General features: G+C 62.7%; 12 protein-coding genes. 2 read left to right on the top strand and 10 right to left on the bottom strand.

Going from position 1 to position 13,989, the window contains the following annotated elements; genetic code table 11:
• Nucleotides 1–3 precede the first annotated feature (3 nt).
• The 3 genes from rsmG to LK539_RS13520 all read right to left on the bottom strand — a co-directional run bounded on the left by rsmG (nucleotide 4) and on the right by LK539_RS13520 (nucleotide 3,541).
• The gene (gene rsmG / locus LK539_RS13530) at nucleotides 4–651 is read right to left on the bottom strand and encodes a 16S rRNA (guanine(527)-N(7))-methyltransferase RsmG (protein ID WP_227801457.1); all 648 of its coding nucleotides are present in this window, start codon (nucleotides 649–651) and stop codon (nucleotides 4–6) included.
• Complete coding sequence (gene mnmG, locus LK539_RS13525) at nucleotides 648–2,579, bottom strand: tRNA uridine-5-carboxymethylaminomethyl(34) synthesis enzyme MnmG (RefSeq protein WP_227801456.1); 1,932 nt, start codon at nucleotides 2,577–2,579, stop codon at nucleotides 648–650. The genes rsmG and mnmG overlap by 4 nt, the downstream gene beginning before the upstream one ends.
• 191 nt (nucleotides 2,580–2,770) lie before the next feature.
• Complete coding sequence (locus LK539_RS13520) at nucleotides 2,771–3,541, bottom strand: TSUP family transporter (RefSeq protein ID WP_227801455.1); 771 nt, start codon at nucleotides 3,539–3,541, stop codon at nucleotides 2,771–2,773.
• A gap of 80 nt (nucleotides 3,542–3,621) precedes the next feature.
• On the opposite strand from LK539_RS13520, the gene LK539_RS13515 reads away from it, so the two are divergent.
• Nucleotides 3,622–4,779 carry an iron-containing alcohol dehydrogenase gene (locus LK539_RS13515; protein ID WP_227801454.1) on the top strand — a complete coding sequence of 386 codons (1,158 nt, stop codon included), beginning with the start codon at nucleotides 3,622–3,624 and terminating at the stop codon, nucleotides 4,777–4,779.
• Here the strand turns inward: LK539_RS13515 and LK539_RS13510 are convergent.
• From LK539_RS13510 to LK539_RS13480, 7 genes are all read right to left on the bottom strand, one after another.
• Nucleotides 4,774–5,595 carry an alpha/beta fold hydrolase gene (locus tag LK539_RS13510; protein ID WP_227801452.1) on the bottom strand — a complete coding sequence of 274 codons (822 nt, stop codon included), beginning with the start codon at nucleotides 5,593–5,595 and terminating at the stop codon, nucleotides 4,774–4,776. The genes LK539_RS13515 and LK539_RS13510 overlap by 6 nt on opposite strands.
• Complete coding sequence (locus LK539_RS13505) at nucleotides 5,592–6,581, bottom strand: branched-chain amino acid ABC transporter permease (RefSeq protein ID WP_227801451.1); 990 nt, start codon at nucleotides 6,579–6,581, stop codon at nucleotides 5,592–5,594. The genes LK539_RS13510 and LK539_RS13505 overlap by 4 nt, the downstream gene beginning before the upstream one ends.
• Before the next feature lie 3 nt (nucleotides 6,582–6,584).
• On the bottom strand, nucleotides 6,585–7,469 hold the full coding sequence (locus tag LK539_RS13500; RefSeq protein WP_227801450.1) for a branched-chain amino acid ABC transporter permease: 885 nt from the start codon (nucleotides 7,467–7,469) through the stop codon (nucleotides 6,585–6,587).
• Between the two features lie 178 nt (nucleotides 7,470–7,647).
• On the bottom strand, nucleotides 7,648–8,850 hold the full coding sequence (locus LK539_RS13495) for an ABC transporter substrate-binding protein (protein WP_227801449.1): 1,203 nt from the start codon (nucleotides 8,848–8,850) through the stop codon (nucleotides 7,648–7,650).
• Nucleotides 8,851–8,885: 35 nt separating this feature from the next.
• Nucleotides 8,886–9,602 (bottom strand): ABC transporter ATP-binding protein, encoded by a 717-nt coding sequence (locus LK539_RS13490; protein ID WP_227801448.1) that lies wholly within the window; start codon nucleotides 9,600–9,602, stop codon nucleotides 8,886–8,888.
• Nucleotides 9,599–10,372, bottom strand: a complete 774-nt coding sequence (locus tag LK539_RS13485) for an ABC transporter ATP-binding protein (protein ID WP_227801447.1) — start codon at nucleotides 10,370–10,372, stop codon at nucleotides 9,599–9,601. The genes LK539_RS13490 and LK539_RS13485 overlap by 4 nt, the downstream gene beginning before the upstream one ends.
• Before the next feature lie 154 nt (nucleotides 10,373–10,526).
• Nucleotides 10,527–12,161, bottom strand: a complete 1,635-nt coding sequence (locus LK539_RS13480; RefSeq protein ID WP_227801446.1) for a GMC family oxidoreductase — start codon at nucleotides 12,159–12,161, stop codon at nucleotides 10,527–10,529.
• Between the two features lie 1,378 nt (nucleotides 12,162–13,539).
• Here LK539_RS13480 and aac(6') point away from each other — a divergent pair.
• Nucleotides 13,540–13,983, top strand: coding sequence for an aminoglycoside 6'-N-acetyltransferase (aac(6'), locus tag LK539_RS13475; RefSeq protein ID WP_227801445.1), 444 nt, complete (start codon nucleotides 13,540–13,542; stop codon nucleotides 13,981–13,983).
• Nucleotides 13,984–13,989 lie beyond the last annotated feature (6 nt).

The following is a 13,989-nucleotide window of genomic DNA, read 5'->3' as shown; positions in this document are numbered from 1 at the left end:
TGTTTATGCCGATCTCTCAACAAAGATCAGGTGCCGCTCCGCGCCGAGCCTTGGAACCTGCAATGGCTGCAAACCGCTGATTTTCCATTCCGCCGGTATTCGCTCCTGCTCTTCGGCCGGCGCGGTGCCCTTGAGGGCGATGAATTTCCCGCCCTCCGCCAGTAGGTGCCCGGACCAGTTCAGGAAATCCGACAGGTCGGCGAAAGCACGCGACGTAATCACGTCGAATTTGTCGCTCACTTCGAGTTCCTGCACCTTCATCGTGTGCACCGTGACGTTGGTCAATTCCAGCTCCGCCTTCACCTGCTTGAGGAAGGCGGTTTTCTTGTGGACGGTGTCGATCATCGACACGTTCATGTCGGGGCGGCAGATCGCCAGCACGACACCGGGCAATCCGCCCCCTGCTCCGACATCAAGCACATTGCGCGCGCCGGTAAAAGCGGGCACTGCGGTGAGCGAATCGAGCAGGTGGTGCGTCACCATCTGCATCGGGTCGCGCAGCGACGTCAGGTTGTAGACGCTGTTCCACTTGTTCATCAGGGCCAGGTAATCCAGCAGCTGTTCCTGCTGCTGCGCCGACACGTCCAGCTGCATTTCCTTGATGCCCTCACCCAGCACCTGCGCCAGGGCGGCGCGGTCGAAATACTTCATTCGGCCGCCTCCGCGGGAGCATTGGTAAAGCCCTTGGCGCCGCGCTTTTTCAGGTGCACCAGCAGCAACGAGATCGCCGCCGGGGTCACGCCCGAAATGCGCGAAGCCTGGCCCAGGGTTTCCGGGCGCTGTTTATCGAGCTTCTGACGCACCTCGATCGACAGTGCCGCGATCTCCAGGTAGTTCAGGTTCTCGGGCAGCTTGAGGTTCTCGTAGTGGTCGTGACGCTCCACTTCGCGCGCCTGGCGGTCGATGTAGCCGGCGTACTTCAGCTGGATCTCGATCTGTTCCTTCACCGCCGGGTCTTCTACACCCGGGCCAGCCAGTGCCTGGCCTTCGGCGCCAGTCATGCTCATCAGGGTGTCGTACTGCACACCCGGACGGCGCAGCAGGTCCGCCAGGTTGTACTCACGTTCGATCGCCTGCCCCACCACGCGCTCGGATTCGGCGGCGGCCAGGATGCGCGGGTTCACCCAGGTCGAACGCAGGCGCTCGAGTTCGCGGGCGACGGCTTCACGCTTGGTCTCGAACGCGGCCCACTGGGCGTCGCCCACGATACCGAGCTTGCGGCCGATTTCGGTCAGGCGCATGTCGGCATTGTCTTCACGCAGCGACAGGCGGTATTCGGCGCGGCTGGTGAACATGCGGTAAGGCTCGGCCACACCCTGGGTGGTGAGGTCGTCGACCAGCACGCCGAGATAGGCTTCCGAACGGCCCGGCGTCCAGGCATCCCTGCCCTGGGTCTGCAGCGCGGCGTTCAGGCCGGCGAGCAGGCCCTGGGCCGCGGCTTCTTCGTAGCCGGTGGTGCCGTTGATCTGGCCGGCGAAGAACAGGCCCTTGATCGCCTTGGTCTCCAGCGACGCCTTCAGACCGCGCGGGTCGTAGTAGTCGTACTCGATCGCATAGCCGGGACGCAGGATGAAGGCGTTCTCCATGCCGCGCATCGAGCGCACCAGTTCCAGCTGCACGTCGAACGGCAGGCTGGTCGAGATCCCGTTCGGATAGAACTCGTTGGTGGTGAGGCCTTCCGGTTCCAGGAAAATCTGGTGCGATTCTTTCGAGGCGAAGCGATGGATCTTGTCTTCGATCGACGGGCAGTAGCGCGGGCCGACACCCTCGATCACGCCGGTGTACATCGGGCTGCGATCCAGACCGTTGCGGATGATCTCGTGTGTTTTTTCATTGGTGTGCGTGACCCAGCACGGCACCTGGCGCGGGTGCATGGCGGTGTTGCCCATGACGGAAAACACCGGCACCGGATCGAGGTCGCCCGGCTGTTCGGCGAGTACCGAAAAGTCGATGCTGCGGCCATCGATGCGCGGCGGCGTGCCGGTCTTCAGGCGTCCTTGCGGCAGCTTGAGTTCCTTCAGGCGGCTCGACAGCGATACGGCCGGTGGGTCGCCGGCGCGGCCACCCGAATAGTTTTGCAGGCCGACGTGGATCTTCCCGTCCAGGAAAGTACCGGCGGTGAGCACCACGGCGCGGGCGCGGAACTTCAGGCCGACCTGGGTGACGGCGCCGACGACGCGGTCACCTTCCAGCATCAGGTCTTCGACGGCCTGCTGGAACAGCCACAGGTTCGGCTGGTTCTCCAGGCGCGAGCGGATCGCCTGCTTGTACAGGACGCGGTCGGCCTGGGCCCGGGTGGCACGCACGGCTGGGCCTTTGGACGAATTCAGGATACGAAACTGGATGCCCGCTTCGTCAGTGGCGATCGCCATGGCGCCGCCGAGGGCGTCGACTTCCTTGACGAGGTGACCCTTCCCAATGCCGCCAATCGATGGATTGCACGACATTGCGCCAAGGGTTTCGATGTTATGCGTGAGCAGCAGGGTCTTCTGACCCGTGCGTGCCGACGCAAGTGCGGCCTCGGTACCGGCATGGCCGCCGCCGACGACGATGACGTCGAATTCAGTTGGAAATAGCATGATGGAGAGTGAGGCGAGGAGTCTAATGCGCGATTATAGATTCTTTTTTCTTGCCGGACTCTAAGGGGGGCTTAAAACGACAGATTTTGTTCCACGTGGAACAGTTAACGCGACCGTCGCTAAGATGTTCCACGTGAAACAAAAACAAAAAAAGCCGGGCGAACCCGGCTTTGCTGTTTCACGTGGAACAATCACCAACCTATCTTCGTGAACGCATCGTAGGCGGTTTTCAGGATCAGTCCGGATACGACCACAAGGAAGAGCTTCCGCACGAACGCGCTACCATGCTTCAGCGCCAATCTGGTACCGACCAATGAACCCGCGACCTGGCACACTGCCATCATTAGGCCCAGCTGCCACAATATGTGCCCGCTGTAGCCGAACCACAGCAGCGCCGAAAAATTGCAGGCCACGTTGACGATCTTGGCCGCTGCCGACGCACCAAGGAAATCGAAGCCGAAGAAGCGAACGAACAGGAAGATCAGGAAGCTACCTGTACCCGGGCCAAAGAAGCCATCGTAAAAGCCGATCGCCGCACCGATGCCGATCGCCCAGTAGCGCTCCGCACGTCCGCTGTGGACGGGTGCATGGACCGCACCGAGCTCCTTCTTCTTGAAGGTGTATACCGCGACCGCGACGAGGATGATCGGCAGCAGTGTACGTACAAAGTCGGCTGGCACCCGCGTCACGGTCCATGCGCCCGCGAAAGACAAGATGAAAGCAGCGACGGCTGCCGGCGCTGCGGTGCTCCACGCTACCCTCACCCGGCGCGCGTAATTCACCGCAGCCGCACTGGTACCAAAGATGCTGGCAAACTTGTTGGTGCCCAGCAGGGTGGCTGGCACCTCTTTCGGCAACACGGAAAAGATCGCGGGAATCTGGATCAAGCCGCCACCGCCAACGACGGCATCGACCAGGCCGGCCGTGAAGGCAGCAGCGCCGAGCCAAGCAAAATCAATCATGGGAAAGAACGTGGGAGGAATGCAGAGGCTGCATTGTACGGGATGGGTTAAGCTTGTCCAATAACGACCACGGAGACACCATGACCGCCTTTGCCTTCAGCACGGTTCCCAGCATCCTGTCCGAGCCAGGCGTGACCCAGCGCCTCGGCGAACTCATCGCCGAGCGCTTCCCCGGCACCCGTCGCCCCTTCATCGTTACCGACGCGGGCTTCGTGCGCACCGGCCTGCTCGAGCTTCCCAGGCTCAGCCTGGAACAGGCAGGCCTGGCGCCCATGGTGTTCGCCGGCGTCGTCGCCGATCCGCCGGAAGCCGTGGTCCTCGATGCGGTGCAGGCTGCGCGTCGACACGAAGCCGACCTCGTCATCGGTTTCGGCGGCGGCAGCTCGATGGACGTCGCCAAGCTGGTCGCGGTGCTGGCAGGATCGGCCCAGGCCATCGGAGAGATCTACGGGATCGGCAAGGTAAGCGGCAAGCGCCTGCCGCTGGTCCAGCTACCGACGACGGCCGGCACCGGCTCGGAGGTGACCAACATCGCCATCGTCACCACGGGCGAGACGACCAAGACCGGCGTCGTCGCGCCCCAGCTGTACGGCGACCTGGCCGTGCTCGATGCGAACCTGACGCTCGGCCTGCCGCCGCTTGTGACGGCGGCAACCGGCATCGACGCCATGGTCCACGCGATCGAAGCCTATACCAGCCGGCACAAGAAGAATCCACTGTCGGATGCACTGGCGCGGGAGGCCCTGGCGCTGCTGTCGCGCAGCCTGATCCGGGCCTGCGAGCACGGCGACAATCTGGAAGTCCGGCAGGCCATGCTGCTCGGCGCCTGCTTTGCCGGCCAAGCATTTTCGAATGCACCGGTGGCCGCCGTACACGCGCTGGCTTACCCCATCGGCGGCATCTTCCACGTGCCGCACGGTCTGTCGAACTCGCTGGTGCTCCCGCACGTCCTGCATTTCAACCTGCCGGAGGCTGCCCACTTGTACGCGGAACTGGCGGCGGTTGTGGTGCCGCATGCCAGCGGCAGCGAAGAAGCGCGGGCGCAGGCGCTCATTGTTGCGATGCAACAAACAGCCAAGATGACGGGGATCGAAACGACTTTGCGCCAGGTCGGCATCGACGAGGGTGACCTCGACCGGCTAGCAGACGACGCCATGCTCCAGACCCGCCTGCTCGGCAACAACCCCCGCGAGCTCACCCGCGCGGATGCACGCGCGATCTACGCGGCAGCCTTATGAGGCGCGCAGGAAGTCCAGCAGCAGGGCGTTGAGGCGGTCCCTGGCGGACAACTGCATCCAGTGCCCCGCCCCGCTCAGGCGCTCGTAGCGAAAGCCCGCGCGGCAGTGATGCAGCGAATCCAGCATCTGCTTTTCGCCGAGGGCCGGGTCGCGGTCGCTCCAGACACCCATCACCGGCACCTCGACCGGACGCCAATGGTGCGGCCGGCCCAGCTTCAGGTTGGCCCGGTAATAGTTCAGCGCCGCGGTCAGGCGCCCTTCCGGTTCCAGCGCGGCGCGCCAGATCGCCAGCTGCTCGGGGCGGCGCGTCATCTGGCGCAGGAAGAACCAGTCGTTGGCGCGGATCGCATGCTCGGCCACGACCGGCATCAGGAAGCCCAGGATGTACCAGAAGCGCATCTGCTGGGCGACGCCGGCACTGGCGATGGCCGCCGGGTGGCCAGTGGACAGGGCGACGAAACGCTCGAAGCGCTGGGGCGCGTTCATGCACAGCTGCCAGCCGACCAGCCCGCCCCAGTCGTGGCCCACGATCGACGCCCGCGCGAGGCCCAGCTGGTCCATCAGGCCGAGGATGTCCGCACACAGGAATTCGATGGCATAGGCGCCGGTGCCGGGCGGCGCATCGGTCCTGCCGTAGCCGCGCATGTCGGGCGCAATGACGCGGTAGCCATTGGCTGCCAGCACCGGGATCTGGTAGCGCCAGATCTCGTGGGTATCCGGAAAGCCGTGCATCAGGATGACGGCCGGGCCATTGCCTGCGCTGACGTAGAACTTGCGCAGGCCGTGTACGTCGACGTAGTGGGATTCCAGGTTCATGTTCGCTCCGCAGGCGCCGTGCGCTTGCCGGACTCGAGCAGCGCACCCATCTCCCCCACGATACCACGTCGGAACAATAGAACGCAGACAATGAAAATCAAGCCCGTCACCATGCCCACCGATTCGCCGAGGCTCGCGAACCACGCGATGCCGAGCCGCTCCGAGAGCCAGGTCCCCCAGTCGCCCAGCTTGTTCTCGAGGGCGATGATGAGGAAGGCGCCAACGATGGGCCCGGCCATCGTTCCCATGCCCCCTACCAGCGTCATCAGGACGACCAGGCCGGACATGGTCCAGTGCACGTCGGTCAGCGTCTCAAAGCCCAGCACGACCGTTTTGGTGGCTCCTGCGAGCCCCGCCAGGCTGGCCGATAGCACGAAGGCCAGCAGCTTGTAGCGGTCGACTTCATAACCGAGCGACACCGCCCGCGCTTCGTTCTCCTTGATGGCCTTGAGCACCTGGCCGAAGGGCGAATGGACGGTGCGATAGATCAGCGCAAAACCTGCGGCGGCGATCGCCAGCACCACGTAGTACATGGTGAGGTCGTTGGACAGGTCCAGCAGCCCCAACAAGCGGCCGCGCGGCACGCCCTGCAGCCCATCCTCGCCATGCGTGAAGGGGGCGCGCAGCGCCGCGAAATACACCATCTGGGCCAGCGCCAGCGTGATCATCGAAAAGTAGATGCCTTGGCGGCGGATTGCCAGCAGGCCGATCGCCAGGCCCAGCAGCCCGGCCGCGGCCACGCCCGCTGCAATGCCCAGTTCGGTCGGCAGCCCCACCACCGCCAGCAGATGCCCCGTCACATAGCCGGCGCTGCCCAAAAAAGCGGCATGTCCGAAGGAAAGCAGTCCGGTAAAGCCGATCAGCAAATTGAAGGCGCAGGCGAACAGGGCGAAGCACAGCAGCTTCATCAGAAACACGGGATAGGCGAAGAAGGGCGCCGCAAGGAACAGCAGCAGGCCCAGCAGGGAGAGGGTTTTACGATTCATGGTCTAGCGCTCCTTGCCAAACAGCCCGGCCGGACGCAGCAGCAGGACAATCACCATCACCACGAACACCACCACTTCCGAGCCTTCCGGATAGAACACCCGTGTCAGGCCCTCGATCACGCCCAGGGCCAGGCCGGTGAGGATCGAGCCGAGGATCGAGCCCATGCCACCGATCACCACCACTGCGAACACGACGATGATCAGGTTCGAACCCATCAGCGGCGTGACGTTGATGACGGGCGCCGCCAGCACGCCCGCCAGGCCGGCCAGCGCCACCCCGAAGCCGTAGGTGAGCGTGACCATCAGCGGCACGTTGATGCCGAAGGCTTCCACCAGTTTCGGATTCTCGGTGCCGGCGCGCAGGTAGGCCCCGAGGCGGGTCTTTTCGATCACGAACCAGGTCGACAGGCAGACGGCGAGCGAGGCGGCCACCACCCAGGCGCGGTAGTTCGGCAGGATCATGAAGCCAAGGTCGGTGGCCCCGGCGAGCTGCTCGGGCACGTCCAGGGTCTGGCCGGAGACGCCGAAGAAGGAGCGGAACACCCCTTCCAGCAGCAGCGTGATGCCGAAGGTCAGGAGCAGTCCATACAAGTGGTCGAGCTGGTACAGCCAGCGCAGCATCGAACGCTCGACCAGGATGCCGAACAGGCCGACCAGCAGCGGGGCCAGCAGGAGCATCATCCAGTAGTTCAGGCCGAAGCTGGTGACGCCAATGTAGGCGGCAAAGGCCCCCATCATGTACAGCGCGCCATGGGAGAAGTTGATGACGTTGAGCAGGCCGAAGATGACGGCCAGGCCCAGCGAAAGCATGGCGTAGAAGGAGCCGTTGACCAGGCCGAGCAGGAGCTGGCTCAGCAGGGCTTGGTGGGGGATGCCGAAGATGTCCATGTACCCTGGTTGGAGTGCCGCGTTAGTTCGATATATTGCTAACTGTGAGACCGTCGCACCGGCGAAGGCCGGTGCCCAAGTTCTTCGCGCTGCTGTTATGCACGCAGAAATTGGGTTCCGGCCTTCGCCGGAACGACGGTTTTGAAGCTAATGGTCGATGTGGAGCTAGCGATGATGCTTACTTCCACAACGCGCACTTGGTCTCCGACTTCTTCGTATAAGCCTGGTCCCCCGGGATCGTCGCCATCACCTTGTAGTAGTCCCAAGCCCCCTTCGATTCCTTGGGCGTCTTCACCTGCATCAGGTACATGTCGTGGACCATGCGGCCGTCCGAGCGGATCGTGCCGTTGGTGGCGAACATGTCCTTGATCGGCGTGGCTTTCAGGTGCGCCATCACCTTGTCGGCGTTGTCGGTGCCCGTCGCCTTGACGGCGCCCAGGTACTGCATCGTGGCCGAGTAATCCCCCGCCTGCAGCATCGAAGGCTGCTTCTTCATCTTGGTGAAATAGCGCTTGGCCCAGGCGCGGGAGTCAGGCGTCTGGTCCCAGTACCAGCCGTCGGTCAGGTACATGCCCTGGGTCGTGTTCAGGCCCAGGGTGTGGATATCGTTGATGAACACCAGCAGGCCGGCCACCTTCATCTTCTTCGTCAGGCCGAATTCGTTGGCCGCCTTCACCGCGTTGATCAGGTCGCCGCCCGCGTTCGCCATCCCCAGCACCTGCGCTTTCGAGGACTGCGCCTGCAGCAGGAAGGACGAGAAGTCCGAGGCCGACAGCGGATGCTTGACGCTGCCCACCACGGTGCCGCCATTGGCCTTGATGACGTCCGCCGTGTCCTTCTCGAGCGACTGGCCGAAGGCATAGTCGGCGGTCAGGAAGTACCAGGACTTGCCGCCCTGCTTGAGCATGGTGGCGCCGGTGCCGCGCGCCAGCGCCACGGTGTCGTAGGCGTAGTGGACCGTGTAGGGCGTGCACTGTTCGTTGGTCAGCTGCGCGGTGCCGGAACCGATGGCGATGAAGACCTTTTTCTTTTCCGCGGCCACCTTGGCCATGGCCAGGCTGGCGCCGGAATTGGTGCCGCCGATCAGCAGGTCGACGCCCTGCTGGTCGAACCATTCGCGCGCCCTGGAAGCGGCGATGTCGGGCTTGTTCTGGTGGTCGGCGACGACCAGCTGGATCTTCTTGCCGTTGATCGCCCCGCCCATGTCGGCAATCGCCATGCGGATCGCTTCCGCGCCGCCATTGCCGTCGACGTCGGAATACACGCCGGACAGGTCGGTGATGAAGCCGATCTTGATGACGTCGACCGAGATCTGGGCCTGAGCCGGCAGCGACAAGCCAAGGCTGGAGGCGAGCGCAAGGGCAATGACGGTAGGTTTCATGTGGTCTCCATTCTTGTTGGCGGGTGATGCATGGTTCAAACGCCGAGCAGCTCGGTGAGGAGCGGCATCCTGCTGTCCAGTTCTGGCGCCGCGATAGTCTCCACCACCTGGCCGTGCTCGACCACGTAGAAGCGGTCCGCCAGCGGCGCGGCGAAGCGGAAGTTCTGTTCGACCATGAGGATCGTGTAACCCCTGGCCTTGAGCGTCGTGATGGTGCGCGCCAGGCTTTGCACGATGACCGGCGCCAGGCCTTCGGAAATCTCATCGAGCAGCAGCAGGCGCGCGCCGGTGCGCAGGATGCGGGCCACGGCCAGCATCTGCTGCTCGCCGCCGGACAGGCGCGTGCCCTGGCTGTGGCGGCGCTCGTAGAGATTGGGGAACATCGCGTAGATCTCGTCCAGGCCGAGTCCCTTCCCTGCCCCCGCTATGCCCCTGAGCTGCGGCGGGAGCAGCAGGTTTTCCTCTGCCGACAGCGAAGAGAAGATGCCGCGCTCTTCCGGGCAGTAGCCGATGCCGAGGTGGGCGATGCGGTGGGTCGGCAGATCGATCGATTCGACGCCACCCACCTTGATGGAACCGCTGCGGCGTCCGGTCAGGCCCATGATCGCGCGCAGCAGCGTGGTCCGGCCGGCGCCGTTGCGGCCGAGCAGCGTCACCACTTCACCCGGCGCCACGCTCAGGTCGATGCCGTGCAGGATGTGCGATTCGCCGTACCAGGCGTGCAGGCCGGCGATCTGGAGCGCCGGGTTCAATGCCGCGCTCCCGCGAGCTCGCCGGCGGCCGTGCCCATATAGGCTTCCATCACCTGGGGATTGCGCGATACCTCGGCGTAGCTGCCTTCAGCCAGCACCGCGCCGCGCTGCAGGACCGAGATGCGGTCGCAGATGCCGGCGACGACGTTCATGTTGTGCTCGACCATCAGGATGGTGCGGCCGGCGGATACCTTTTTGATGAGCTCCGTCACCCTGTGGACATCTTCATGGCCCATGCCCTGGGTCGGCTCATCCAGCAGCATCAATTCCGGCTCCATCGCCAGGGTGGTGGCGATCTCCAGCGCGCGCTTGCGGCCGTAGGGCAGGTCGGCCGTCAGGCTGCCGGCGAAGCCGTCCAGGCCGACCTCGCCCAGCAGGGCCAGTGCCTGCTCGTCCAGCTGTTTCAAGGAGCGGCTGCTGCGCCAGAACTGGAAGCTGGTGCCGAGCCGGCGCTGCAGGCCGATGCGCACGTTCTCGAGCACCGTCATGTGCGGGAAGACGGCGGAAATCTGGAAGGAGCGGATGATGCCCATGCGGGCGATCTGGGCCGGCCGGGCATGGGTGATGTCGCGGCTCTTGAACAGGATCTGGCCGGAGCTCGGGGCCAGGAATTTGGTGAGCAGGTTGAAGCAGGTGGTCTTGCCGGCGCCGTTCGGGCCGATCAGGGCGTGGATGTGGCCGCGCTCGACCTGAAGGCTGACCTCGCTGACCGCCGTGAATCCCTTGAATTCCTTGGTGAGCTTTCTCGTCTCCAGAATGACATCCGCCATTGGTTCTCCACACGTGCTGCTGCAAGTGACAGAAACTGCGAGGACTGCTTGCCTGATGATACATACAAGCTTTGGCCCTCACAATACGGCCGAGCTGGCGTGCGCGGTGCAGATGCGCCCTATCGGTGCAAGCCGCTTGTGCGTTTTTGCACGTCTAGGCTGTTGTCTTGTGCCCGGCGAGAATGTCCACGGCAGCCTTTTCCGCAATCATGATGGTTGGAGAATTGGTATTGCCCGAGGTGATGAAGGGCATGATCGAGGCGTCCACTACCCGCAACTTCTCGACGCCGCGCACGCGCAGGCGGCTGTCGACCACCGCCTGTGGATCGTCTTCGCGGCCCATGCGGCAGGTGCCGACCGGGTGGAAGATCGTCGTGCCGACCAGGCCGGCCGCATGGGCGAGTTCTTCCTCGCTCTGGTACTGCGGGCCCGGCATGAATTCTTCCGGGCGGTAGGATTTGAGGGCCGGCGCGGCCACGATGCGGCGCGTCAGCGCCAGCGCCGCCGCGGCGGTATTGCGGTCGGCCTCGGTGCTCAGGTAATTCGGCGTGATCTTCGGCGGCGCATAACTGTCGCTGGAGGCGATGCGCACGTGGCCGCGCGCGGTCGGCTGCAGGTTGCACACGCTGGCCGTAAAGGCCGGAAAGCGGTGCAGCGGATCGCCGAACTTGTCCAGCGAGAGGGGCTGGACGTGGTACTGCAGGTTAGGGGCCGGCAGCTCGGGCGACGAGCGGGCAAAGGCGCCCAGCTGGGACGGCGCCATCGACATCGGTCCGCTCTGGATGAACGCATATTCGAGCCCGATCAGGGCCTTGCCGAACCAGTTGGTGGCGCGTGTGTTCAGGGTGGGCACGCCCTGCACCTTGAAGATCATGCGCAGCTGCAGGTGGTCCTGCAGGTTGGCGCCCACGCCCGGCAAGTCGGCAACCGGAGCAATGCCATGACGCTGGAGTTCACCCGCATCGCCGATGCCGGACAGCTGCAGGATCTGGGGCGAACCCACCGCCCCCGCCGCCAGCAAAGTTTCGCGCCTTGCCGTCGCCGTGAACATGCGTCCATCCCCGCTGAACTGCACGCCGCTACAGGCTTTTCCCTGCTGACCGTCCTTGAACAGCAGGCGTTCGACGTGGCAGCCGGTCATGATCGTCAGGTTCGGCCGTTTCGCCGCTGGTTTCAGGAAAGCTTTCGCGGTATTCAGGCGGATACCGCGTCGCTGGTTGACCTCGAAGTAGGCGGAGCCTTCGCCAAGGCCGGCATTCAGGTCCTCGATTTTCGGGATGCCGGTCTGGGCTGCCGCCTCACGGAAGGCATCCAGGATCTTCCACGACAGCCGCTGCTTTTCCACCCGCCATTCGCCGCCGGCGCCATGCAGTTCACTGGCGCCCAGATAATGGTCTTCGCTGCGCTTGAACAGCGGCAGCACCTTCTCCCAGCGCCAGGAATCGTCGCCGGAAACCTCGGCCCAGCGCTCGTAATCCGCGGGCTGGCCGCGCATGTAGATCATGCCGTTGATCGACGAGCTGCCGCCCAGCACCTTGCCGCGTGGGTAGATCAGCGCCCGCCCGTTCAGGCCGGGATCGGCTTCGGTGCGAAACAGCCAGTCTGTGCGCGGATTGCCGATACAGTACAGGTAGCCGATCGGGATGTGAATCCACATGTAGTCGTCGCGGCCACCCGCTTCGATCAGCAAGACCTCGATGTCCGGCCGCCCCGAGAGCCGATTCGCCAGCACACAGCCGGATGTGCCGCCGCCGACGATGATGTAGTCGTACTCGCCGGCCGATTCCAAGCTCAGGCTTCCCGAACGATGCCGCAAACGCCGTGTACGCCACCTGCGAACACAGGCAAACCGGTCCCCTCCGGCTGGCCAGGCATGGGCTTACGAGACAGCGCGTCGAGATCCACAAGGCCTCCGTTCGTCATTCGTTGAGGCAAGCTTACCAGATCGTAAACGGAAGTCTAGGGCCCCTCTGTGGATAAGCCTCTTGATATCCACAGGTCTGTTTTGTGCAGAACCGGGGCATTTTACGGCCATCAAAATCTTGTCCAGTTTTTCAAACGTCTTCACGCGCAACTGCTGCACTGATTTATCCGGACAGTAAGTTGATGATTCGTTAGGCGTTTATCGTCTTTTCCACAGACTCAGGCTGCCGTTAACCACTACTACTATCCTTGTATACAAATTTTGTTTGTAAACCCAGGAAACTTTTTCGAAATTTTTTTTTCGCCCTTCGTCGCACACGGCACACAGGCTCTCAAGCCATGGATCAGCAACTGCCAGCACCTGGATGCTTCAGTTTGCTACAGGCTTCGGTTTCGGACCTGGACTGCGATCACCGCCAACAGTCGGCCGCCCAGACCTAAAGTCAGCTTTCCTGCATCGACCTTCACTGCTAGCACTGCCGGCAGCAATATGCCTATTTTTGCCAGCATCTGTGGAAAACCTCTTGGATATCCACAGGAACGAATGTGTAGAAGCGCTCCTTAACCAGGTCAGCCAAAATTCTGTCCAACTTTCCTACAGTTCAAACACAAGCCTTGTTCAGCACGTTAACGCGACCGTAAACCATTGAGCTTGTGGAGAAAATCCTTCTTATCCACAACTGCATGCTCGTTTACTATTACTACCAGTTTGTATACAAACTTGTTTACTACAACAACAAAACCCAACAACGCGTCTGTGCAGCTTTCACTGCGTGGCCCAGAACCCTGCCAGACCTGCTCGCAATATTGACTGCTGACGCGTACTGCTTGACTCAACACCCCTGTTCGCATCCCGGAAGCGCATCAGACCCGCCCGAAACCCGTCCTGCAGGCCTGGTTTGCCGATGCGTCTGTGGAAAAGTCGAGGTATATCCACAGGATCGGATGTGCAGAACACGTCGATTTTTCTTCACTGCCAAAACTGTCCAAGATTCGTGCAAGCTCCACGCAAGGTTTGTGCAGCCGGTAAACGCGAACGCAAGTGTTTGATACTGTGGAGTAAACGCGAGTTATCAACAGAAGAAGCCGCGTTTACTATCTACTACCAGTCTTTATATACAACTTAGTTAACTAAGAACCTGGAAGCGCAAGCGCCCTGGAAAGGCCAGGAGAACGCGTTTTTTCTAGCCTCTCGCCTGTAAGACAAGCAAAATGCACACTCATCCGTGCGAAAAAGTTAACGAATGAGCTCGATCAAACCCTGTACAAGTCCTGAACAAGCCGGCTGGCTGGAGCTGCGCATGGCGCTGTGGCCCGAAGATCCGGCTGAACATCTGCTTGAAATGCAGGCGCTGTGTGAACAACCCGGCCGTTATGCACAGTTCATCGCGTATTCAAGCGACGACGAGCCCCAGGGACTGATTGAGGTCGCGCTGCGCAGTGATTACGTCAACGGCACGGAGTCGTCTCCTGTCGGCTTCCTGGAAGGTTTGTACGTCGATCCTGCTTCCAGGCACCACGGGATTGCCGCCCTGCTCGTCAAAACTGCCGAGCAATGGGCCAGGGAACAGGGTTGTAGCGAGATGGCGTCCGACGCTGCCATCGACAACACGGCGAGCCACGCCATGCACGAGGCACTCGGATTCGAGGAAACCGAGCGCGTTGTGTACTTTCGCAAGTCACTTTGATAACAA

The organism is Massilia sp. IC2-476 (genome assembly GCF_020707295.1).
Taxonomy (GTDB): Bacteria; Pseudomonadota; Gammaproteobacteria; order Burkholderiales; family Burkholderiaceae_D; genus Telluria.
This window is presented reverse-complemented; position numbering and strand designations above follow the sequence as displayed.